The sequence below is a fragment of the Bernardetia aquimarina genome (assembly GCF_042180575.1).
Classification (GTDB): domain Bacteria; phylum Bacteroidota; class Bacteroidia; order Cytophagales; family Bernardetiaceae; genus Bernardetia.
Map to the genome: position 1 here is coordinate 3261579 of NZ_CP170094.1, position 21582 is coordinate 3283160.

General features: G+C 31.0%; 21 protein-coding genes, 1 tRNA gene and 1 pseudogene. 11 read left to right on the forward strand and 12 right to left on the reverse strand.

Annotation, left to right across the window (positions count from 1 at the left end):
• Positions 1 to 6: 6 nt before the first annotated feature.
• The 4 genes from rplM to ACE193_RS13920 form a co-directional block, all read right to left on the reverse strand.
• Positions 7 to 456, reverse strand: a complete 450-nt coding sequence (gene rplM / locus ACE193_RS13905) for a 50S ribosomal protein L13 (RefSeq protein WP_375558828.1) — start codon at positions 454 to 456, stop codon at positions 7 to 9.
• 292 nt (positions 457 to 748) lie between these two features.
• Positions 749 to 1255 (reverse strand): GNAT family N-acetyltransferase, encoded by a 507-nt coding sequence (locus ACE193_RS13910; protein ID WP_375558829.1) that lies wholly within the window; start codon positions 1253 to 1255, stop codon positions 749 to 751.
• 272 nt (positions 1256 to 1527) lie between these two features.
• A complete protein-coding gene (locus ACE193_RS13915) occupies positions 1528 to 2868 on the reverse strand; it encodes a sigma-54-dependent transcriptional regulator (protein WP_375558830.1) in 1341 nt (446 codons plus the stop codon).
• Entirely contained in the window at positions 2843 to 4210 is a 1368-nt protein-coding gene (locus ACE193_RS13920; protein WP_375558831.1) for a HAMP domain-containing protein, read from the reverse strand. The genes ACE193_RS13915 and ACE193_RS13920 overlap by 26 nt, the downstream gene beginning before the upstream one ends.
• A 497-nt stretch (positions 4211 to 4707) precedes the next feature.
• Between ACE193_RS13920 and ACE193_RS13925 the strand changes: the two genes are divergently transcribed.
• Complete coding sequence (locus ACE193_RS13925; protein ID WP_375558832.1) at positions 4708 to 5595, forward strand: transglutaminase-like domain-containing protein; 888 nt, start codon at positions 4708 to 4710, stop codon at positions 5593 to 5595.
• 223 nt (positions 5596 to 5818) lie between these two features.
• Here the strand turns inward: ACE193_RS13925 and ACE193_RS13930 are convergent, their stop codons facing one another.
• Positions 5819 to 7861: a DUF3857 domain-containing protein gene (locus tag ACE193_RS13930; protein ID WP_375558833.1), complete on the reverse strand. Its 2043-nt coding sequence runs from the start codon at positions 7859 to 7861 to the stop codon at positions 5819 to 5821.
• Between the two features lie 785 nt (positions 7862 to 8646).
• On the opposite strand from ACE193_RS13930, the gene ACE193_RS13935 reads away from it, so the two are divergent.
• On the forward strand, positions 8647 to 9615 hold the full coding sequence (locus tag ACE193_RS13935; protein WP_375558834.1) for an acetyl-CoA carboxylase carboxyltransferase subunit alpha: 969 nt from the start codon (positions 8647 to 8649) through the stop codon (positions 9613 to 9615).
• A 110-nt stretch (positions 9616 to 9725) separates the two neighbouring features.
• Entirely contained in the window at positions 9726 to 10247 is a 522-nt protein-coding gene (locus ACE193_RS13940; RefSeq protein ID WP_375558835.1) for a hypothetical protein, read from the forward strand.
• A 106-nt stretch (positions 10248 to 10353) separates the two neighbouring features.
• Here the strand turns inward: ACE193_RS13940 and ACE193_RS13945 are convergent, their stop codons facing one another.
• The 4 genes from ACE193_RS13945 to era all read right to left on the reverse strand — a co-directional run bounded on the left by ACE193_RS13945 (position 10354) and on the right by era (position 13699).
• A complete protein-coding gene (locus ACE193_RS13945) occupies positions 10354 to 10920 on the reverse strand; it encodes a DUF4199 domain-containing protein (RefSeq protein WP_375558836.1) in 567 nt (188 codons plus the stop codon).
• A gap of 93 nt (positions 10921 to 11013) precedes the next feature.
• The gene (locus tag ACE193_RS13950; RefSeq protein ID WP_375558837.1) at positions 11014 to 12255 is read right to left on the reverse strand and encodes a tetratricopeptide repeat protein; all 1242 of its coding nucleotides are present in this window, start codon (positions 12253 to 12255) and stop codon (positions 11014 to 11016) included.
• A gap of 27 nt (positions 12256 to 12282) precedes the next feature.
• Positions 12283 to 12636: a hypothetical protein gene (locus ACE193_RS13955; RefSeq protein WP_375558838.1), complete on the reverse strand. Its 354-nt coding sequence runs from the start codon at positions 12634 to 12636 to the stop codon at positions 12283 to 12285.
• 127 nt (positions 12637 to 12763) lie between these two features.
• On the reverse strand, positions 12764 to 13699 hold the full coding sequence (gene era, locus ACE193_RS13960) for a GTPase Era (RefSeq protein WP_375558839.1): 936 nt from the start codon (positions 13697 to 13699) through the stop codon (positions 12764 to 12766).
• Positions 13700 to 13918: 219 nt separating this feature from the next.
• Between era and ACE193_RS13965 the strand changes: the two genes are divergently transcribed.
• The 5 genes from ACE193_RS13965 to ACE193_RS13985 all read left to right on the forward strand — a co-directional run bounded on the left by ACE193_RS13965 (position 13919) and on the right by ACE193_RS13985 (position 17644).
• Positions 13919 to 13991 (forward strand) — tRNA-Met (locus tag ACE193_RS13965).
• Positions 13992 to 14279: 288 nt separating this feature from the next.
• Complete coding sequence (locus ACE193_RS13970; protein ID WP_375558840.1) at positions 14280 to 14978, forward strand: response regulator transcription factor; 699 nt, start codon at positions 14280 to 14282, stop codon at positions 14976 to 14978.
• Between the two features lie 6 nt (positions 14979 to 14984).
• Positions 14985 to 16121 (forward strand): sensor histidine kinase, encoded by a 1137-nt coding sequence (locus tag ACE193_RS13975; protein WP_375558841.1) that lies wholly within the window; start codon positions 14985 to 14987, stop codon positions 16119 to 16121.
• A gap of 141 nt (positions 16122 to 16262) precedes the next feature.
• A complete protein-coding gene (locus tag ACE193_RS13980) occupies positions 16263 to 16985 on the forward strand; it encodes an RluA family pseudouridine synthase (protein ID WP_375558842.1) in 723 nt (240 codons plus the stop codon).
• Between the two features lie 326 nt (positions 16986 to 17311).
• Positions 17312 to 17644: an AAA family ATPase gene (locus tag ACE193_RS13985; RefSeq protein WP_375558843.1), complete on the forward strand. Its 333-nt coding sequence runs from the start codon at positions 17312 to 17314 to the stop codon at positions 17642 to 17644.
• Here the strand turns inward: ACE193_RS13985 and ACE193_RS13990 are convergent.
• Positions 17605 to 18792, reverse strand: coding sequence for an ISL3 family transposase (locus ACE193_RS13990; RefSeq protein ID WP_375558606.1), 1188 nt, complete (start codon positions 18790 to 18792; stop codon positions 17605 to 17607). The two genes, ACE193_RS13985 and ACE193_RS13990, sit on opposite strands and share 40 nt — an antisense overlap.
• 216 nt (positions 18793 to 19008) lie before the next feature.
• Between ACE193_RS13990 and ACE193_RS13995 the strand changes: the two genes are divergently transcribed.
• Positions 19009 to 19866, forward strand: coding sequence for an AAA family ATPase (locus tag ACE193_RS13995; protein WP_375563361.1), 858 nt, complete (start codon positions 19009 to 19011; stop codon positions 19864 to 19866).
• Positions 19867 to 19876: 10 nt separating this feature from the next.
• Here ACE193_RS13995 and ACE193_RS14000 read toward each other — a convergent pair.
• Both ACE193_RS14000 and ACE193_RS14005 read right to left on the reverse strand, forming a co-directional pair.
• Positions 19877 to 20443: pseudogene (locus tag ACE193_RS14000) on the reverse strand (IS630 family transposase); the annotation flags it as partial.
• Between the two features lie 31 nt (positions 20444 to 20474).
• Positions 20475 to 20918 (reverse strand): helix-turn-helix domain-containing protein, encoded by a 444-nt coding sequence (locus ACE193_RS14005; protein ID WP_375558679.1) that lies wholly within the window; start codon positions 20916 to 20918, stop codon positions 20475 to 20477.
• A gap of 59 nt (positions 20919 to 20977) precedes the next feature.
• Between ACE193_RS14005 and ACE193_RS14010 the strand changes: the two genes are divergently transcribed.
• Together ACE193_RS14010 and ACE193_RS14015 are read left to right on the forward strand one after the other, a co-directional pair.
• Positions 20978 to 21346, forward strand: a complete 369-nt coding sequence (locus tag ACE193_RS14010; RefSeq protein WP_375558844.1) for a hypothetical protein — start codon at positions 20978 to 20980, stop codon at positions 21344 to 21346.
• A 23-nt stretch (positions 21347 to 21369) separates the two neighbouring features.
• The gene (locus ACE193_RS14015; protein ID WP_375558845.1) at positions 21370 to 21582 is read left to right on the forward strand and encodes a hypothetical protein; all 213 of its coding nucleotides are present in this window, start codon (positions 21370 to 21372) and stop codon (positions 21580 to 21582) included.

Consider the following 21582-nt stretch of genomic DNA (forward strand, 5'->3'; position numbering starts at 1 on the left):
TTACCTTTAGAATTTTATTTCTTTAGGTTGTTGTGCTTCATGAGGATGCTCACTTCCTGCATGCACAAACAAATTACGGAATAACTCACGTCCTAGACGGTTGTGAGGCAACATACCTTTTACTGCATCTTCTACAAGTTGTGTAGGCTTACGCTGTAAAATTTGGCGTGCTGAATAAATTTTCTGACCACCTGGATAACCAGAGTGAGTAATGATCTTTTTGTCGTTCCACTTCTTACCAGTAAGGTGGATTTTTTCGGCATTAATAACGATTACACTATCGCCACAATCATTGTGAGGAGTGTAAGAAGGTTTGTGTTTTCCACGCAAACGTTTCGCTATTTCACTTGCCATACGACCCAAAGTTTGTCCTTCAGCATCAACAATAAGCCATTCACGGTCTTCTTTGCCTTGCTCTGCAGTAACAAACTCAGTTTTGTAACTAAGTGAATCCATTTTTTGGAAATTTATTGAAAAGAAATTTCAATTACGAATTACGAATTATGAATTACCAAATAACTATTCTGATTATGAATATAATTTATTTGTAATACCAATAATACTTTATTCAATAAAAATATCTATTCAAATTGCTATAAAAATTTAACTAATTTCTATCAAAATCATTCAGTATCAAGCTAGTATGTTTTTGCAAACGAAAACTCTATCCTGCTATTTTAATAGGTTTGCAAAATTAGAGGTTTTCTTGTTGATTTCCAAATAGTTGTAGAAATTTATGAATTAAAATTTACGAACTATAATTTATTAAGTCTAACTGCATCTTTATATTTGCACGCTGATAAAGACCTTTTTCTAATTGAACTTCTTCGAAACCTATTTTTTTATATAGATGAATGGCTGATTGAAGCTGAGTATTCGAATAAAGAATAACAATAGAAATAGACTTTTCTTTGGCAAAGTCTAAGCAATGTTTTAAAAGTAATTTACCTATTCCTTTGCCTTGTTCTGTGCTAGTAACAGCCATTTTACCCAATTCAAAGGTCATATCTGTCTTTTTTAATAGTGATGCAGTCGCTATAATTTTTGCTTGTTTTTCATTTTTAAGTTTCACAAAAAAGATATATCCCCCTTTATCAATAATTTCTTTTTTGGGATTCGAAAGCGAAATTACATCTCCTTTTTCTAGTTCAAAATATTTTTCTAGCCATTCAGAATTCAATTTTTTGACCCATTCGCTCAGTTCATCAGAATAATCAATTATTTCAATTATCTCTTCATTATTTATTGACTTCATAGCTTTTTTGTGAATGGGTAAAAAATCGTCAGTGTCCTCACCATAGCCATGAGGCTAATTTTATTTTATCTCATAAACAGGGTTAAAACCCTGTCCAATTCATAATTTCAGAATTGTTTTCTTCAATTGAACAGGGTTTTAACCCTGTTTTCATTATTAACCTTACGACTATGATGTCCTCACTGACGACTTCCAAAATTGTCAAACAACCAAAACGAATCCCCTTATTCTATATCAAAATAAGGGGATTTCTAATAATCTAAACAGAAAAATTACTTCTCCAATTCGTATTCTTGCATTTTTCTATAAAGTGTCGTGAGTCCAATGCCTAATATTTTAGCAGTTTCGGATTTATTGTTTTCTGTGTGTGCTAAAACTCGTTTCATGTGATGTTTTTCTACTTCGGCGAGACTTGTAAGAGGTGTAATTATAGTTCCGTTGGTTGCTCCTGTCTGTCCAAATAATAAAACATCTGGAGTAAGCAAATCATCAGACATAATTACAGCTCTTTCAATGACATTTTTAAGTTCTCTTACATTTCCTTTCCAACTATATGTTTGTAGTTTTTCTATGAAGTTTTGTTCTATTGTAGGACTTTTCTTTCCCATTTTAGCTGAAAAATGTTTTACAAAAAAACGTGCTAGTAATTCAATATCTCTTCCACGTTCTACAAGAGGTGGTAAATGAATTTGAAAGACTGCCAAACGATAATATAAATCCAATCGAAATTTATTTTCTTCTGCTTCCTTCAATAATTCTCGGTTGGTGGCAGCAATAATTCGGGTTTGAATTTTGGTAGTTTTGGTATCTCCTACTTTTATAAACTCACCTGTTTCTAGGAAACGCAATATTTTTGCTTGGAGTTCTAAAGGCATTTCACCTATTTCATCCAAAAATACTGTTCCTCTATGTCCTTCTTCCAAAAGCCCACGTTTGTCTTTGTTAGCTCCTGTAAAAGCTCCTGATTTGTAACCAAAAAGTTCGGATTCTAAAAGGTGTGGTGCAAATGCACTACAATTTAGGGCAACAAAAGGCTCTTTTGCTCGGTCGCTTTCATAATGAATAGCTTGTGCAAAAACTTCTTTTCCTGTTCCTGTTTCTCCTGTCAGAAGTACAGTAGTAGGTGTTGGAGCAACTCTTCTTGCAAGTGTAATTGATTTTTTGAGACTATCTGATTCTCCTATTACAGCACTAAAACCATAATTACTTTGTGCTTTATCTGTAATTCTGTTTAGGCGTTGTTGCAATCTAGCTTTTTCAATTCCATTAGCTACCAACGGCAAAAGGCGATCATTATCATCACCTTTTGTGAGATAATTGAACGCCCCATTTTGAATAGCTTTTACGCCATCTTTTATAGTTCCGTAAGCTGTAATGACTATTATTTCTGTATTTGGATACTTGTCTTTGTAGGTTTTGGTAGCTTCTACACCATCGCCATCAGGTAGTTTTACATCAGTCAGAATAAGCTCAAAGTCATCTTTTTCTAATGCTTTGAATGCTTCAGCAATATTTTTTGCCTGTGTAATTTCGTATCCCTCTAATTTTAAAGTTCGTGTGAAGAGTTTTAGTAATTGTTCTTCATCATCAATAAGTAATATTGAGCCTTCCATTCAACGTGCTATTAAATTTTTGAGTAGTATCTATAAGATTTTTTATGTGTTGAAGAGATTTTTCATTTTCTTCATTATTCTTCCATTCTATCAAATTATGTTCTAATTGATTGAGGAATGAATTTGTTTGCATTTGACTAATTTGAGGCTGATTTTCAGCTACTTCTTTTACAGTAATAATATAACCTGCAAATTGTTTGTTTCTAGTCTTATTTGTATAAAACCTTTGTTGAGTTATTTGATAGACATATTCTTGTTCATGGTCTTCTATACGCAAAAGGCGTGAATACTCTTCTTGCGCTTCATTGATTAGATTTGTTTCAGAAGGTTGAAGAGCTTGACTATCTAATGAATGAGGTTTTAGAGTAGGTGCAATTAACTTTCGCATCAAATTACTTTTGAGAGCCATGTCAGGTGCATATTTGCCTCTCCAGTCTTTAGGTTGTCCTACTTGCATCAAATGTGCTAACAGGTTATTGATAGCAACTACCTTTAAATTTTCATCCAATACCAAAACACCTTCTTGCAACTGATTCATGACAGCTTGTGTGTGCTGATTTTTGTACCTTAATTGAGCTACTGATGACTCTTCATATTCTTTCAAACGATTTACCATTGTATTAAAGGTAGAAGCAAGCATTCCTAATTCGTCGGTTGATTTTATCTGTAATTGTTGAGAATAATCATAATTAGCAACAGCTTGTAGTTTTTCTTTTAGACGAGCAAGAGGTCTTGTAATATAGATAGGAAAATACAAGATAAATACAAATGTAATTCCGACACTAAGTAATCCTAAAGTAATAATAAAGATAGAGTTATTGTTGGCAAGTTCTTTCGCATACGCATGGCGAGCCAAGACTGCATTTTTGTTGAGCGTATAAATAACTAATACTTGATCTTTAGTTTCTTGATAAATAGGCTCTATTTTTTTGTTATAAAAAGCTACTGATAAATTCTTATCGATTTGTGCTGTTTCAAAATTAGATATATAACTTTCATATTTTTCGTTAAGTTTAGCTACTAATTTAGCTTCATTTTTTTCAGTAATGTTAGCTGCTTGTAACTCAAAATTACTTTCAAAGTTGGCTTTAGCTTCCTTATAATTTGTTTTTATTTGAGGAGAATAATTAGGGTCATACAACATAGTTTGTTGTGCTGCTCTAAGTTCATCAAGTGAATTGAGCATCTCAACAGTATAATCTACCGAAGAAAAGTTATCTGCAAGAATTTCTTCTGAATTTTCGTCTAATTTATATACAGCATACCCACCAATAACTGCTAATAGTGAAATCACTACAAATAACAGTATTAGTCCAGCAAAAAGTTTGGTACGCAAACGCATAATAAAAAAGGGAGTTTAAAAAATTGGTAATATAGTTTTATAAGTACCTATACTATATTCATGTCTTGTGCCGAACTACAAAAATATATCAAAAAAGACTAAAAAAGGCATTTAAAAGTTCATAAGGACATTTTTTAAAGAGTTTCATAAATAAAAAATACAATTCATTTTATCAAAATGAAAGACTATATTTTCATTTTGACAAAATAAAGTGTGTACAAGAGTATCTGAGAGTGTGCCATTAGAAAATTCAAAGCCTAATTCTTCTTGTAGAAAGAATTGATTATATTTACAAAGGTGTCGAAATCTGCTAAACACCACATAAAATTAAGCCCAAAATATTAGGAAGATTATTAAGACAACAATATAAAATCACTAACCATAGAAAAATAAGATAAGAAAAATTCTATTTTTTATCACAAAAATAAACTATTCAAATTTAGTATGATTGTCCTATATTTTGAGTTTAGATAATTATAAAAATTAAAACAAAAAGTATGGAAGAACAAAATACAGGTTCAGTAAATAATAACTTGAATGAAAAAGAATTAAAAGCTCTAATTTCTCTTTTAGAAGACGATGATACACAAGTTTTAGCCCATGTAGAAAATAAAATTTTGTCTATCGGACAATCAATTATTCCATTTTTAGAAGATTCTTGGACAAGTAGTTTTAACCCCAAACTTCAAAGTAGAATTGAAGATATTTTGCATACCTTACAGTTTGGTCTTTTGAAGAAAAAACTACAAAATTGGTATCAAAATGAGCAAGATGATTTATTAAAAGGCTTATGGATTTTGGCAACCTATCAATATCCAGATTTGAATTTTGAAGAACTTCAAACAAAAGTAGAACAGCTTTATTTTGAAACGTGGGTGGCTTTCCAAAACGTTCAACATCCTATTGACCAAATAAGAAGGTTGAATAGTATATTCTTTGAAAAATTAGCCTTTAAAGCAAATGTAAATAACTTTCACTCGGTCAATAATTCCATGATAAATCAAGTTTTGGAATCTAAAAAAGGAAACCCTATCAGTTTGGCAGTTGTTTATATGTTAATTGCTCAAAAACTCAAATTACCTGTTTTTGGTGTCAATTTGCCTAATCTTTTTGTTTTGACTTACAAATCTGAAGAACTTACTTTTTATATCAATGTTTTTAACAGAGGAGTTATTTTTGCCAAACAAGACATTGATAATTATCTCAAACAATTAAAGCTACCTCAAAATGAAGTTTTTTATTCTCCCTGTGATAATTTGGCAATTTTGAGAAGAATGCTTCATAATTTAATGCAGTCTTTCGAACACGCAGCACAAGGCGAAAAAATTCCTGAATTAATAGAATTACTAGCTATTTTGGGAGAAATTGTAAGCAATAGAGAGTAAGGAACGATTACGAATTAAAGATTACGAATTACGAAATTAAATTACTGATTATCAATAGCTTAACTTTTGTAAAAGAGTGCTTTAATTAATTTTTATTCCTAAATTGTTTTTTGATAAAGAAAAATCCTACAAAAGGTTATTTTGTAGGATTGAAATATAAGTTTTATAATAAAATTAAAAGGGGAGTTTACTTTTATATTTTCCTGTTTATTCTATATTATTTTTATTTCATTTTCTGAATCATCACAACAGCATTACTAAAATTTATTGATGCTGAGTTGATACGTTCGAAGGCAGCTAATTGTTCTTTAGTTTGAATCCCATCTCTATAAAATTCTGTTATCTCTACTGTCAAAACGCCATTTTTGATAATAGCTTCTGTTTTGAAGTGCATAAGCATTTGCCCCATTTCTACATTCCAAACTTGTTTTTTGAGTGATTCGAAGTTTCTGATATAATATCCTTCTGGAATTTCTATTTCAATAACAGTTTTGAATTCTTCTGGATAACCTTTTTCTACATTTCCTTTTTGTGTATATGATTTTGGGTGTGCATCCAAAAGACTTCCTAATTTGAATAAAAATGTTTCGTTTGCTTGTTCTACAAGTGTATTTGAAGAGATTTTACCTTCTACCTTGAATAAATCCATACGAACAGTTTCAGCATCATAATAATGATTTTCTATGGTCGTAATATCAACACGTTCTGGAATAGCTTCACCTGCACGAATATCAAAACGACTAGCAACAGCTTTTTCAGGTTCGTCAGATAAGTAGTAATAAGCGTGATAATCTATGGCTGCATATCCTGTAAGTTCTCTTTTTAAATTGATTTTTGTAGTACTCAACTCATCTTCAAAACTTACCTTATAATGTGTATTAGTATGACTTTGAGAAGGAACAAAATTGATAGTACGAATATCTGAATAAGCAACAATATCTTCTCCCAAAATTACTGGTGGTTTTACAAAAATACCTTTATTATTGATAAGAGAATAAGGAATATATCCATAACGATAATTGATCTCAGTAGGCATTAAATAGCTTTTCAGAGAAGGAAAGTAAAACAAATAAGCGTGAATAAAGTCCCAAGATGGAAAACTTTCATCAAATGCAAAATATTTTTTATCAGAAGTTCCTACCAAACGATGGTCGATTCCTGCATTTTGAAAGAAAGCACCAAACAAACGCAAAACACCATAACTATCACTCATTCCTGTTTCTAAAGAAGTCAGAAGAGAATAAGAGTCATGACTAACATTTTCATCTATACGAATATGATTTTTGATATAATCTTCAATCGCTTTTATTTTTTGTTCTTGTGGTAATAAGGACGTTTTATTTGCAGCAAGTTCTTCTAAAATAGAATTGATACGTCTGTTTTCATCTTTCAAACTCAATGGATAAACTACTGAAGCAAGACCATTGGCAATATTTCCCCAACTATTATCAGCATATTTTTCATCAGCCAAAACGTGTGAAAAACGATAATGTAAACGCATCAAATTTCCTTCTCCTAGAATAGATTTTGAAGAAGAAGTATGTATTTTGTTAGCAGAAATAGAAAGTAAATTTCTTCCCATTGCATCACTTTGTTGTTTGGCTTGTGGAAGTCCATTGTAGCTTTTACTAGTAAAAAGAATATTTGTAGGAGTAACGAGTTCGAAACTTACATTTTTGAGTAGTACATTAGCTGGATACATATAATGTCCAGAAAGAGAAGCCGAACGCTCTATCACATAAAAATACTCAATATCACTTCCTACTTGTGCGCCTTCAATAGGAAAACGAGTAGAAGAAGCAAAAAAACCATTTTCTTCTATTTTACGAATTTGAGAAAGGTCTATTTCTATTGTCTTTCCATCATTTTGAATACTTCTTGCTTTCAAACTAACCAATCTTTCACCACTTTGAAGAGGAACAAATACTTTATTATATTGCTTGAGGGTATTTTCTGAATTTATTTTTACGATATGGTGTGTCAGTTCCCAAACTCTAAAATCTCCATTCTCATCATAAAAATACTCTAAGGCATAATGATACTTTTGAAAAATGGCTTCTTCTTTATTTTCTTCTGTATTTAATTGTGAAGGAATAGGAGCAATTTCCCAATCATAGTTAAGAAGTTGGAAAGGTTCTAAAGGAAAAATTTCGTTATTTTCCTCATCCGAAAAAGCAGTTATTGCTTCTTGTGCCTTTACAGAGAATGTAAAAGTAATAATTAGAAGAGAAGATAAGAATAAAGAGAACTGTAAGTATTTATGCATAAAAGGTATAGGAAAATAGATGTCTATAATATTAATTGTCTGGAATTTTCTAAGTCTAAATGAGAAAGTCTAAAACTCTGAGCAAGGATTAAAACCACTGCTAATTTTTTATTTTTTTGATAGTAGAGTAGTTTCAAAATAGCTAAAGAAAAGAATCTAAAAATCTACTACTCAGTCTAATAACTGCAAAAACTAACCCTAAAGTTTGTAAACTGCAAATAAGCAAAATAATAATAATTGGAGTTTGATGTGTGTTTTCTGCTAAAAATGTCGTGTTTTTTAGTTTGAAAAATAGAATACACACAATATTTTTTTTATTTTTTCAAAAAAGTAGCTTATTTAGTAGGTATAACGTATAAAAAACAAATAAAGTTAGGTAAAATCTCATTTTATGCACTATAAAGTATTTTTTTTTACGTTAGTAGGTTTATAGGTTATTTTTGTCTTAAATAAAAAGACTAAAACTTCATTTTCTTGATTAAAGAGAGTAAAAAAGTCGTTATATAAAATCAACACATTTCATGCTAACTTGTAGTAAAATCAATATACCATTTTAGAAAAAGCACCTAGTAAACTATCAAAACCTTTTCAAAATTTAAGATCGTTTTAGTCAAATAAATTCTAAAATTAAAAAGATAGTAGTTTTGTAGGTTATCGTATAACTTTTTCTCATTCTTTTTTTAGTATATTTGCAGTTGGTTTTGTCAAAAATTGATGTATTCCTCTTTAGTTTTAAGTATTTATATTTTACTAAATTTAGTTTTATCCGTTTATTTTTTATTGTTATGTTGTTAGATTTTGAAAAGCCCATTTTTGAATTAGAAGAAAAATTACAGGAAACAAAAAGCCTTGCTGCCCAAAATAATATGGATGTAGGGCAGGCTGTAAAACTATTAGAAGAGCGTATTCATCATTTGAAAAAAGAAACTTTCAAAAACTTAACTCGTTGGCAACGTGTACAACTTTCTCGTCATCCAGACCGTCCTTATACACTTGATTACATTGCTCATCTGACAGATGATTTTATCGAACTGCATGGAGATAGAGGTTTTGGAGATGATAAAGCTATGATTGGAGGAATTGCCCAAATTGATGGGCAGTCTGTCATGATTATAGGGCAACAAAAAGGAAGAAATACCAAACAAAGACAGTATCGTAATTTCGGAATGGCAAATCCAGAAGGTTATCGTAAAGCCTTACGTTTGATGCAACTGGCTAATAAATTTGGAATGCCAATCTTGACTTTGATAGATACCCCTGGTGCTTATCCTGGGATAGAAGCCGAAGAGCGAGGACAAGGTGAGGCGATTGCAAGAAATTTGAAGGAAATGTTTTTGTTAGATGTTCCTGTGATTTGTATTGTGATTGGTGAAGGTGCTTCTGGTGGTGCGCTTGGTATTGCGATTGGGGATAGAGTTTGTATGCTTGAAAATACGTGGTATTCGGTTATTTCACCTGAATCTTGTTCGTCTATTTTGTGGCGTAGTTGGGATTATAAAGAACAGGCTGCTAGTGCTTTGCGTCTGACTTCTTCGGATATGCACAAGTTTGGTTTGATTGATAGAATCATTGAAGAGCCTCTAGGTGGAGCGCATCGTCATCAAGAAGAAACCATGCAAATTGTAAAAAATGCTGTTTTGGAAATGATAAAAGAACTTTCAAAATTAGATAGCAAGACTTTAAAGCAACAACGAACAGAAAAATTCTCTAAAATGGGAGAGTTCGAAGAACTACAAATAAGTAAAGTCAGTTAAATAAAACAATACATCAAAACAGAAAGATGTATAAATAATGAGGAAGTAATTTTGAGTTATCAGATAGTTTCTAAATAAATAATTTAGAACTAAAGTCAAATAGAAACGAAATGAAGAAGTTAGAAAACTTTCATTCTCACTCTTTTTATTGGAATCTCAATCAACGAACATATATTTTGCCTTTCGACAAAAATAGTTTGCTTGCTCATTTAAAACACCTTACAAAACCTTACGGAGAAAAACCAAAACGCAAAAAAGACTATGAGCGTTATCGTTTTACAGGTCAAATAGAAAAAAATACATTTCGCCTTTCAAGAACCGTTGTAGAACCCAACAATTTTTTGAGTATAGCAGAAGGAACTATCGAAGCTACTTCGAAGGGGTGTTTTATTCAAATCAAATACAAAACATTCAAATTTACTAGAATATTAATCTGGTTTTGGGGATTTTTTGGGCTGTGTATGACTTTATATTTTAGCTTTTATAAAATCAATGCCCTCTATGCTATTCTGATTGGTCTTTTTACGCTTGCCCATACGGCTGTTTGTGTTTTGAGTATTCGAAGACAAAAGAAAATACTAGAAGATATTTTTGATGAAGTATTCAATTCTTACAACGATTTTTTGAATTGAAATTTTAGTATAAAAAAATCCATAGAACAGTAGTTTGTTGCTCTATGGAAAATTTGTTTTTACTGTAAAATGCAAATTGAACAATTTCTACTATTACCAGCTTTCTTTACATGGAAGTACTATCATCTAATATTTCTTCATCATATAAAAACTCTCCATTTATAGGCTTTCTTTGAACAAAAATAGCTGCTAAGAGAGCAATTACAAAAAGAACAACTGCACCTACCATAATACTTTGAAGAAATGGCATCAATGGGTTTTCAAGACTTTTTTGTGATTCTATACGAGCCTCTTCCATGGCTTTATCTATATCACTTTCTGGCATTCCCATGCTTTCCATGAGAGACTCTGCTTTATTTAATGATTCTTTCGCTATTTGTTCTGTATATTCTGGAGCAACAAAATTATTAAAGACATAATTATAAGAAGCCCCAATTACATAACTTAACATCAAAGCAACAAATACCATTTTGACAGCATCAAAATATTTGATAACTCCTTGATTTTCCTTTTTGATACGCATACAAACAAAAATAATTGCCCCAATAGAAACAATACCTGAAATAATAGCATAATAACTCATTGCGAACTCTACGCCCATTATATAACCAAAAACAGCTAATAGAATGTTTAGAACACCTAAAATTAAACCATAACGAATTGCAGATTGCATAAATAAAAATAGTTAGTTGAGAAATAATTTTTCTTTGACTTAATAAGTACAGATTATCCTCATTTTATTACAAACTCTTGGATTTATTTAGATTTAAAAAATAGGATTTGTTAGAATAAGTCTTCCAATCGAATCTTGTCTTTGTTGTTCTTTTAGTCGAAGTCTTTTCATTTGTTCGGCATACTCAGGAGTAAGTTTGTATTTTTCTCGTTCTATTTTTCGTTCTATTCTGACTATAGATTCTTTATAATCTGCTTTTAAAGTATCTGCTTTATAAGCATTTTGGAAATAGTTTTGAGCCATTTCGAAACGTTTTATTTTATCTTCTGGTTCGAAGAGCTTGTATTCATACAAAACCCCTAATAAATAGTTAGCTGTATGTTGAGATGGTTTTTGCTCAATAACTTTTTTGAAATAATATTCTGCTTGTGGATAATATCGTTTCTCAAACATATAAATTCCGACTTGCAAAGCAGCCTCATCTAAAGTAGAATCTTGTTTAATAGCTTTTCTGTACCATACAATAGAACTATCTCGTTTATTTAAGTTGAGCCAAGTATTGCCATAATGAAGAGAAAGTTGAGAACGAATTTTATTATCTGATGTACTAATTATTTTTTTTGAAGAATTATAATTTGTTTTCTGAAAAGCAATTTGGGCTTCTTTCCATGCATTTTTTGGAAGTTCTGATGTATTATAGGTTTTGACAATTTCGGTGTAAGCAGGAATATAGGTGCTATCCTTTGCAATCGCTTTTCTCAAAAATGAAATTGCCTTTGTAGTATCATTTTTCTTATTCCAAATCATCCCTTGATAATAAAGCGTTTCTGTTTTTTCTCCTGTTCGCTTTGCAATTTCTTCAAAAGCACTCAAAGATTCTGACCATTTTTTTTGAGTAAAGGCAGAATAGGCATACAAACGATACAATTCTAAATCTGTAAAACCCAAATCAATGGCTTTTTGAGCTGCTTCTAAAACTTTTTGAGGTTCGTTTCTTTGCTGATAAGCCTCTGCCAAAGCAAAATAATATTTACTTTTTGTACTGTCTAAAGAAATTGCTTTTTCAATATCATCTAAAGCAATATTTTCTTTTCCAGAAGATAAGTACAAAGAAGCTCGTTTGTAATAATAATGAGCTGTGTTTTCTTTGTTGTCTGTATTTTCACTTTGTTCGATTTGCTCATTGAGAAATTGTACTTGCTTCGTCGTCATCGTCGTAACAGAGTCAGGCAAAGGAGGTAATGTTTCGACAAACTGCTTCGTATCAGACTGACAAGCCGATAAAAAACAAAAAAACAGTAAAATCAATAAGGGAATAAAGCTATTTCTATACATTTACAATTTGCAATTTATCATTCACAGTTACTTTTTAACCCATTCTCTAATCACATCTAAGACTACAAAAACATATTTTTGATGTTCTTCTTTTGCTTCCATTTCAGGCTCTTTTCCTCCTATATTTATCATTTTTCCTACATAATTTTCTTCTTTGGCTTCATTTTCAAAAACCCAAACAGCATAGCCTTTTACACCAAAACCACCATCTTCTAGTTTATCAATATCACTTTGAGTAAGAACAAAATATGTTTTTTTGTCAATAATAAATTTAGAAAGTTGGCGTTCGCTTTCTTTAATAGAAGCTAATGAACCAGTCATTTCTACTTTAACATTTTTATCAGAATGAGTTGTCGGAATACGGAAATTAGAATCTTTCATTTTTTAGGAATTAGATATTGGGAAATGGGAATTAGGGATTAGATATTCGGAATTAGGAATAAATTATATGTTATTACTTCTGACTTCTAAAATCTAAGTTAGCTTCGCTGCTTTGACAGGTCTTACTTTATTTATAGCCAAACCAGTTTAGTTTGTTTGCTTTTTTGCGCCAGTCTTCACTTACACGAACATAAAGCTGTAAAAAAACTTTTTTACCAAAGAATGCTTCCATGTCTAATCGTGCTTCTGTTCCGATAATTTTGAGTGCGCTTCCATCTTTTCCTATCAAAATACCTTTTTGAGACTTTCTCTCCACATGAATTTCAGCATGAATACGCAACATTTTTGGTGTATCTTTAAATTCCAACACTCCTACTTCGGTAGAATAAGGAACTTCTTGGTCATAATTTAAAAATATTTTTTCTCTGATAATTTCGGCAGCAAAAAAACGCTCTGGACGGTCGGTCAGCATTTCTTTGTCGTAATAAGCAGGATGTTTTGGAAGGTATTTTAAGATAAGCTCTAGCAATTCATTGACATCAAAACCTTCTAAAGCAGACATTGGCAAGATTTCTTGTGGGTTTAGGACTTCTTTCCAACGAGCAATTTTTTCATCAATAATTTCTTGATTGACTAAATCAGATTTGTTTAATAGAACAATAACAGGAATTTTCTTTTTTTCTAATGCTTTCCTAAGTTTTTGGATAGCATCTTCTTCGTCATGACTTTCATCAAGCGAAGTAACCAACAAAATAACATCAGCATCTTCTAATGATTTTTCTACAAAACGCATCATTTTTTCGTGAAGCTCATATTTTGGAGAAATAATACCAGGAGTATCCGAAAACACAATTTGATAGTCTTCACTATTCAAAATCCCCATTATACGATGGCGAGTAGTTTGTGCTTTGTGTGTTACGATGGCTAATTTTTCACCCAAAACGGTATTCATGAGTGTAGATTTGCCACTATTTGGTTTTCCAACCAAGGCTACAAAACCAGCTTTATGATTTTCAGATTCTTTGCCAGCATTCAAAATGGCATCTAAGTCAAGTTCTTTCATGCTACAAAGTTCGCTTTTTTTATAGAATAATGCAGTATAATTATTATTTTTTTAATCTTTTTAGTCTGAGAAAAGCCTTTTAAATCAATAAAAACCTGTAATCTACATTTTTTACGAAAAATAATAGCTTTTTTTTGAATAAATACTTGCAGATTAAAAATATTTTTGTACCTTTGTAAAACAATCGGGGCAAATAGGCTTAGGTTGTACCAATTACGGCGCGAGATAGAGCAGTTGGTAGCTCGTCGGGCTCATAACCCGGAGGTCACAGGTTCGAGTCCTGTTCTCGCTACAAAGTCATTCATTTGACACAAACCATTTTAGATTAATTTCTAAAATGGTTTTTTTTATGCCTATACTTCTTTGATGTTAATCTATTAAAAACAGAACATTCAAAAATTCATAATAAGTTTATGTCTTTTTTGATAAGAAACTGCTTGATAAATTTTATTTTTGCAAAACTAAAAGAATAGAGGCATTTTTGTATAGTTTTGTACAAACTCGTAAAAAATATAAGAAAGTACAAAAATTTATGTAATGCTATTTTTACTTCTATCAATCAAAAAAATACCCCATTCTCATGCAGAATAACAACCGTGTACTTGTCGTAGATGATGAACCCGATATTTTGGATTTGCTCAAATACAATTTGGAACGTGAAGGATATGAAGTAGAGGTTGCTTCCAATGGTGAAGAAGCTCTAAAAAAAGCTGAATTTTTTAAACCCGAACTCATTCTTTTGGACATCATGATGCCCAAAATGGATGGTGTAGAAACGTGTCGCTTGCTTCGTGAAATGCCTGATATGATAGATTCATATATTATTTTCTTGACAGCTCGTGCCGAAGAATATTCAGAAGTAGCAGCTTTTGATGTAGGAGCAGATGATTATTTGAACAAGCCTATCAAACCTCGTGCGCTGATGAGCCGTATCAATGCTCTTTTTCGTAGAGAATTCAAAAAGCAGCAGACACAATCTCATGAAGTCATCGAAATTTCGGATTTGTATATTGATAAAACAAGTTATACCTTACAGAAGGATGGCGAACTGATTGCACTTCCTAAAAAAGAGTTTGAATTGATTTATTTCTTGGCCCAAAGTCCAAATAAAGTATATAATCGTGAAGATTTATTAAAAAATATTTGGGGGCAAGATGTCTATGTTTTGGCTCGTACTGTTGATGTTCATATCCGTAGAATTAGAGAAAAAATTGGAGATAATTATATCAAAACTGTTAAAGGTGTTGGATATAAATTTATGTCGCCTGATGAAATATAGAAACGAATGATTATAAAAACAAATGCTAACCTAGAGAGAAAGGAACAAACAAGTATTTTTGATAGACTTACTAATGCTATCAAACGCTCTTTGGTAAGTTCAAGAGCCGTAGCAATTATACTTTCTCTTTTGGTAAGTAGTGTAACAAGTGCTTTTTTGTCATTAATGCCTAGTGTTTCTTCGGTGGCTTTGTCGGTTTGTTTTTTAGTTTCTTTTTCATCTTCTTTTTTACTTATTTATATTGCTTTTGAATTTCTTATTTTCAAAGAAATAAACAATGTATATAGCAAGTTATCAAAAATAAAGAAAAAAGATTTCAAATTTGTTCCTCCTACTTCTGACCTTATGCCGTCTGCTAATCCTATTCGAAGAGTGAATCAAGAAATTACAGCGTATGCAGGACAAAAACAAAAAGAAATAGATGAGCTTCTTAGAATGGAAGCCTTTCGTAGAGAGTTTATTGCAGATGTTTCTCACGAACTCAAAACGCCTATTTTTTCGGCACAAGGTTTTATTCTTACGCTTATTGATGGTGCAGTAGATGATGAAAATGTACGTGATGCTTTTTTGGGTAAGGCTGCACGAAGTTTAAAGGCTTTGGCTGCTTTGGTGGAGGATTTGCTGACACTTTCTCAAATAGAATCAGGTGATATTACGATGCGTCAAGAAGAATATGAAATGCAAGACCAAGTTTTGGAAGTTTTCGAACAGCTTGAAAATAAGGCTGAAAGACGTGGAGTTACTCTAAAACTGGTTAGTCAGTACGAAGAAGGTGTTTATGTGTATGCTGACTATAATCGTATCCGACAGGTTTTGATAAATTTAATAATTAATGCCATCAAATACGGAAAAGAAAATGGAACGGTAACAGTAACTCTCACTCAAACTACTAAAAATCTCAAAATATCTATAAAAGATGATGGAAATGGAATTGAACCCGAACATCTAGTACGTATTTTTGAGCGTTTTTATAGAATAGAAAAAAGTCGTTCGAAACAAGAAGGTGGAACAGGTTTAGGATTAGCGATTGTAAAGCATATTATTGAAAAACATAATTCTAAAATAAGTGTCAAAAGTAAAATGGGAGAAGGAACACAGTTTACTTTTAAATTGCAGCGTACTGAAGTAATAGAGGAAGAGTAAAATAAAGCATATTACCCATTCATTACTAAAAGAATACATAGTTAAATTATGATTTTTAATTTATAATACGTAATTGAACTGAATAAATTCGTAATTTTGTAGTCTTTATTTTTTGATTTTCTTTATTCTGTATGGTATTTTATGAAACGCTATAAACTTTCTGACCTTGTTATTTTTGAAAACGACGATTATTTAATTGTTGATAAACCTCCTTTTTTGTCTTCTTTAGATGAACGCTTGGGAAATGCGATGAATCTTTTACAGATTATTAGAGCCGAACTTCCAGAAGCAAAACTGGGACACCGTTTGGACAAAGAAACAAGTGGAGCTGTTGCTATAGCAAAACATTTTGAGGCATATCGCCATCTTTCTATTCAGTTTCAAGAACGTCAAGTAGAAAAAGTATATCATGCTATTGCTGTTGGTGTTCACGATTTTAAAGAGCAAGCTGTTGAAGTTCCTTTGCATAAAATGAAAAATGGTCTTTCACAGGTAAGTTACAAACAGGGCAAACACTCTCTTACATTTTTTTCTACTTTGAAGGCTTTTCGTCATTATACACTTTTGGAATGCCGTCCAATTACTGGACGTTTGCATCAAATTCGTGTTCATGCACAGACTTTAGGTGCGCCTTTGGTAGCTGATAAAGCGTATGGAGGCAAGGATTTATTTTTGTCAGAGATAAAAAAGAAAAAGTTCAACCTCAAAAAATGGGAAGAAGAACTTCCTTTGATGCAACGTGTGGCTCTTCATGCAAAAGAACTTAGTTTTAAAGGAATGAATGGAGAAGTTATAAAAGCAGTAACAGAATATCCAAAAGATTTTAATGCTCTTTTGAGACAGCTTGGAAAATTTGCTTCTTAAAAACTGTTTTTTGAGATTGTTTAATGAATATTTTTTTGTGCTTATTTCGTTATACTCAATCAAAAATGGTTTTCGAAAAAACAAAACTGTCAGACACTTTAACTTCGTTGAGGGCTAAAGCCGTTCATAAGTTTCAGTACAATTCAAAAAATAAATTATCTGACACCTTTGAGGTGTACTGATAAATTTGATTTTCGAAAACCAAAAACGTATGAGTATATTATCAACATCTTTTTTTGATACAAACAAAAAATTGGAGAAGTAATTTATAGATTTTTGTAACTTGAATGAAGTTTAGTAAGAAAAAAGACAGAAAAATAATAAAAATGGAAAAGCTAATAGTAAAGAATTTTAAAGCCATAGAATATGCCGAAATAGAAGTAAATGACCTTACTTTTTTTATCGGACAACAAGCTAGTGGAAAAAGTACCCTCGCTAAATTGATTTATTTTTTTAAGACGTTGGGGAAATATTTGACTGATGAGATATTAGTAGGAAATTTCAGAAAAGATGATTTATTTGAAGATATTACTGATTTTTGCTATTCTCAATTTTACTCTTTTTTTAGTGAATCATCTGTCTTAGACCAAAAAAAATGGCTCTTCCGACTTTTTAGCGATTATATGAATTTGACTATCATTCTCAATCTAAAATTTTGAAAGTTTCTAAACCCATACCCACTCCTTTTGAGGGTCTTAATTTTATTATTAATTCCCTCTACTATTCCGTTAGAATATCTATCTTTGAAGAAATTAATAATATCATTTTTCCAAGAATTAAACGTATTTATAAATCTATTTAGAGCCTTATGATTTATTTTTTGAGCTTCTTCTATCCATTGGTCTAGTAGTTTTTTAGCTTCTTGTTTACTCAAATCAGTATTAAATATATTTTGTAATTCCACTTTCATAAAATACACCTGTCTAAGCGTTGAGCTAAACCTAAACGCTTTAAGTAAAACTCGTCTTTCTTTATAAGTAAGGTCTTTCCATGCCTTGTATAAAAGCCATTTTATTTGCTTGAAATGAACGTTTTTATCATCTTTTCGTCGTAATTCTTTACGAATGCTATCTAGCACTTTATTACAATGCTGAAAAAAATGAAAGCGATCTATTACTACATCAGCGTTAGGAAATACTTCTTTTGCTGTATTTGAAAATCCCTCCCACATATCACAAGAAAATACTTCTATACTAGTACAAAAAACTTCGCCTTTGGATAAAAAATAGGCTTTTAAATACTCTTTATTACGGTATTCTAAAATATCCCAAACTTGACCTGTATCTAAATCTACTAAAACAACAGCATATTCCTTTTTTCCTTTTTTGTAAGCAAATTCATCAATACCTAAACGTCGAGGAAAATAATCTAGGTGTTTTTTTATCTCACGTTTACTATAGGTTTTAAAAATACCATCTAAAACATCCCAAAGTATGTTTTCTCGGATAGCTACTTCTTTGAAACTGCTATCTTTCAAACATAAATAAAGATATTTTTCCAAACGATGAGTTTGATTTTTTTGCTTAGAAACAAAACTAAAAACTTCTTGAAAGTAACGAGTACAATCTTGACAATGAAATTGACGAGAAGTTAAGTGTAAATAAACCTCTTTGTCTAAAATATTTCGGTCACGAACAATACGTTCTGAAGTAGAAGTCACTTTATTGCACTTTTTCAAGCAATTAGGACAAATAGAATCGGCTAAATTACTTTCTCCATAAATAGTTAAGCGAAGTGGAGAAGATTCTATTTTCGTTACTGAAAAATCTGAAAAACCTAATAAAATTGCTATTGTGTTAGTATCCATAGAAAGGCTAAATTAAGAAATTATCGCTAAATTGTCGGAAGAACCAAAAAAATTTTTTATTCGCTACGAGTATCAAGAAGATATTTATTTTGAATTTAAGAATACTTCTCAAAGTGGCTATATAATGAAAGGTGTACCAATATCGGAATCACTAAAGTATTAGTTAGTGAGCATGTTTTTGCTACTGAGCAATCAATTAACCTATTAACAAATCAGATAACAAAAGAGACTAAAGTACTGATTCCATATCTCTCAGATAATGTTTATTTTCCTGCTGGAAGAAGTTTTTTTGCATTAGCAAACAAGCAAGTTATTGAGTTAGGCAAAGAGTTTAAAAATAATTACAGAGATTATTTAAAAAACTATAAAATTTATTTAGGATTTGATACCCATAATGAGAATGATTTAATTAATTACACATTTATTAATTTCTGTACTTATCTGAAAAAAATTGCACCTAGTCTTTTACAGAATGATAATACTGTTTCTTTGAAACAAAATCTTATTACAAATGGAAAATATGTTCGACTTGGAGATGAAGAGTTTATAGAAGTATCAAATACCAACAAAATTCATTTATCCAACAGTTCATCAGGACAACAAGAATCACTACGATTGATTCAAGATATTAATTATCACTTTGTTTTTAAAGATTTGGCTTTTAGAGTTTACGAAGAACCCGAAGCTCATTTATTTCCTGCTTCACAAAAAGCATTAATGGAAATGATTGTGATTTTATTAAATTCTAATCCAAATGTTCAGTTACTTATTTCTACGCACACGCCCTATTTATTAGCTGTTCTGAATGTTTTGATGAAGGCAAAGGAATTGGAAAAACAGCTAGGAGAAAATAATTTGACCTTAAATTCTTTAGTTCCAAAGGAAGAACGTTTAGATGTTAGTCGTGTACGAGTTTATAGCGCAAAACAAACAGAAAACGGAAGGTTTATTTTTGAAGATGTCGTGAATCCAAATACTCAAAGCATTAATGCAGAAATAATTGACGAAGTGTCAGAGAAAATTGAAATTACGTATGACCAACTTTTAGATTTGCAAAGTAATCTTTCTAAGTAGTTAGACATAATTATCGTAACAATTTTCCTTTATATATAGTAAAATCAATTTTATACTTTTTACTATTGTATTTTTTTAGAATATTTTTTACAGCTTGATGTAAGTCTTCTTTACTCGTGAAATCTTGAGGTCTTAACCACTCTATTTTGATTTTTCTCCATAGTGTTTCTATGGGATTCAAATGTGGACTGTAAGAAGGTAAGTAGAAAATAAGTACTCCTTTCTCTTCCCATTCCTCTATTTTCTCTTCTATTTCTTTAGAAATATGCCAAGGTCCATTATCTAACACTAGAACAGTCGTTTTTTCAATTGTTTCTACAAACTGATCTATACAATCAATGATAACTTTAGAATTAATGTTTTGGGTGCTTACAAAACTGCTTAGTTCTCCACGCAAGTTAAGCAATCCAAATACATTTAAATTACCTCCCTTACTACTTTTAATGCCTACTTGTTCTCCTATTCTACACCAACCATAAGGAACATTGGGTTCTAAATTGAAGGAAGACTCATCACAAAAACGCAAATCTATACAGCCTGCTAAAAATAAAAGAATGAGAAATTCTAAACTACGTTTTTTTTCTTCATATACAACAGGGTCAGGTTTCTTAACAGTTACTTTTCTGAAGCGTTTCCAACACCATTTTTTTTTTAAGCAACCTTTTTAAAGTCTTGACTGACATAGATTTACCCAATTCCTCTTCCAATTGAGAAACAACTACTTTCAAACTTTGAGGACTGGCTTCAACTAGAGATTCTACTTTATTCATTTCTTCTTCATTATCTATACGAAGAATAGGGCGACGACCTTGTCCTTTACTCGTCTCTAATCCTGCTATGCCCTCTTTTTCATACCGATTAAACCAACGAATAACTAATTGGCGAGTAACTTGATAAAAATCCATTATCTCACTAACCTTTTTTCCTTGATGGCTTAAAAGAATGTAATGACAACGAGTACGGAAAGTTGATGATTTACCTTCTTTCCAACCTTGCTCTAAGGAAGATACTTCCTCTATACTCAAACTAATAAAACGTTTTTTTCCTCTCATAAAACAAAGATAAAAAAAATATTTAATAATTTTGTCTAACTACTTAACTCTGTATCTGAATGAAAAAAATAACATCTAAAAAGTGGGTAAGTGAAGCTAATAAAAAGGAAAACTCTAATGAGATAACCATCAAATTATTCGATAAAAACGAATGCTTACCTTTTTTTGAAGAGAACATCTTTTTTGAGAAAACAGAAAATGGCAAAACAATAATTTTTCAATCAAAAGAAACTAAAAACACAGCACAAACAAACCGTTTGATTCGTATAGATTTTGAAAAACTATTTGATAGTATAGATAGTAATTTGAGTCAAAAATGTGATTATATTTTTATCAATTATAATGATGATTATCAACCTAATCAATACTATTTTGTCGAATTAAAAGGCAATGCAGAACGAATATCAAAACCCTACGAACAAAAATAAGCATAGACCTCTTCAAACAGAGAATGAATATTAATAAAAGCTCTATTTTTGGGATAATTGTGGGAGGAAAAGTAGAGAGAAAATCAAGTACAAAAGAGAAAAATGTCAAACTCATAAAGACCAATGTGCTTAGAAATAACTTTATTAGCGAATTAGGCAAAGATTTATTTCACGCTCAAAATACTGCAAAAGTTAATTCTCTTATCTCTACTAAAGATGATTTTATAGGTTCATAA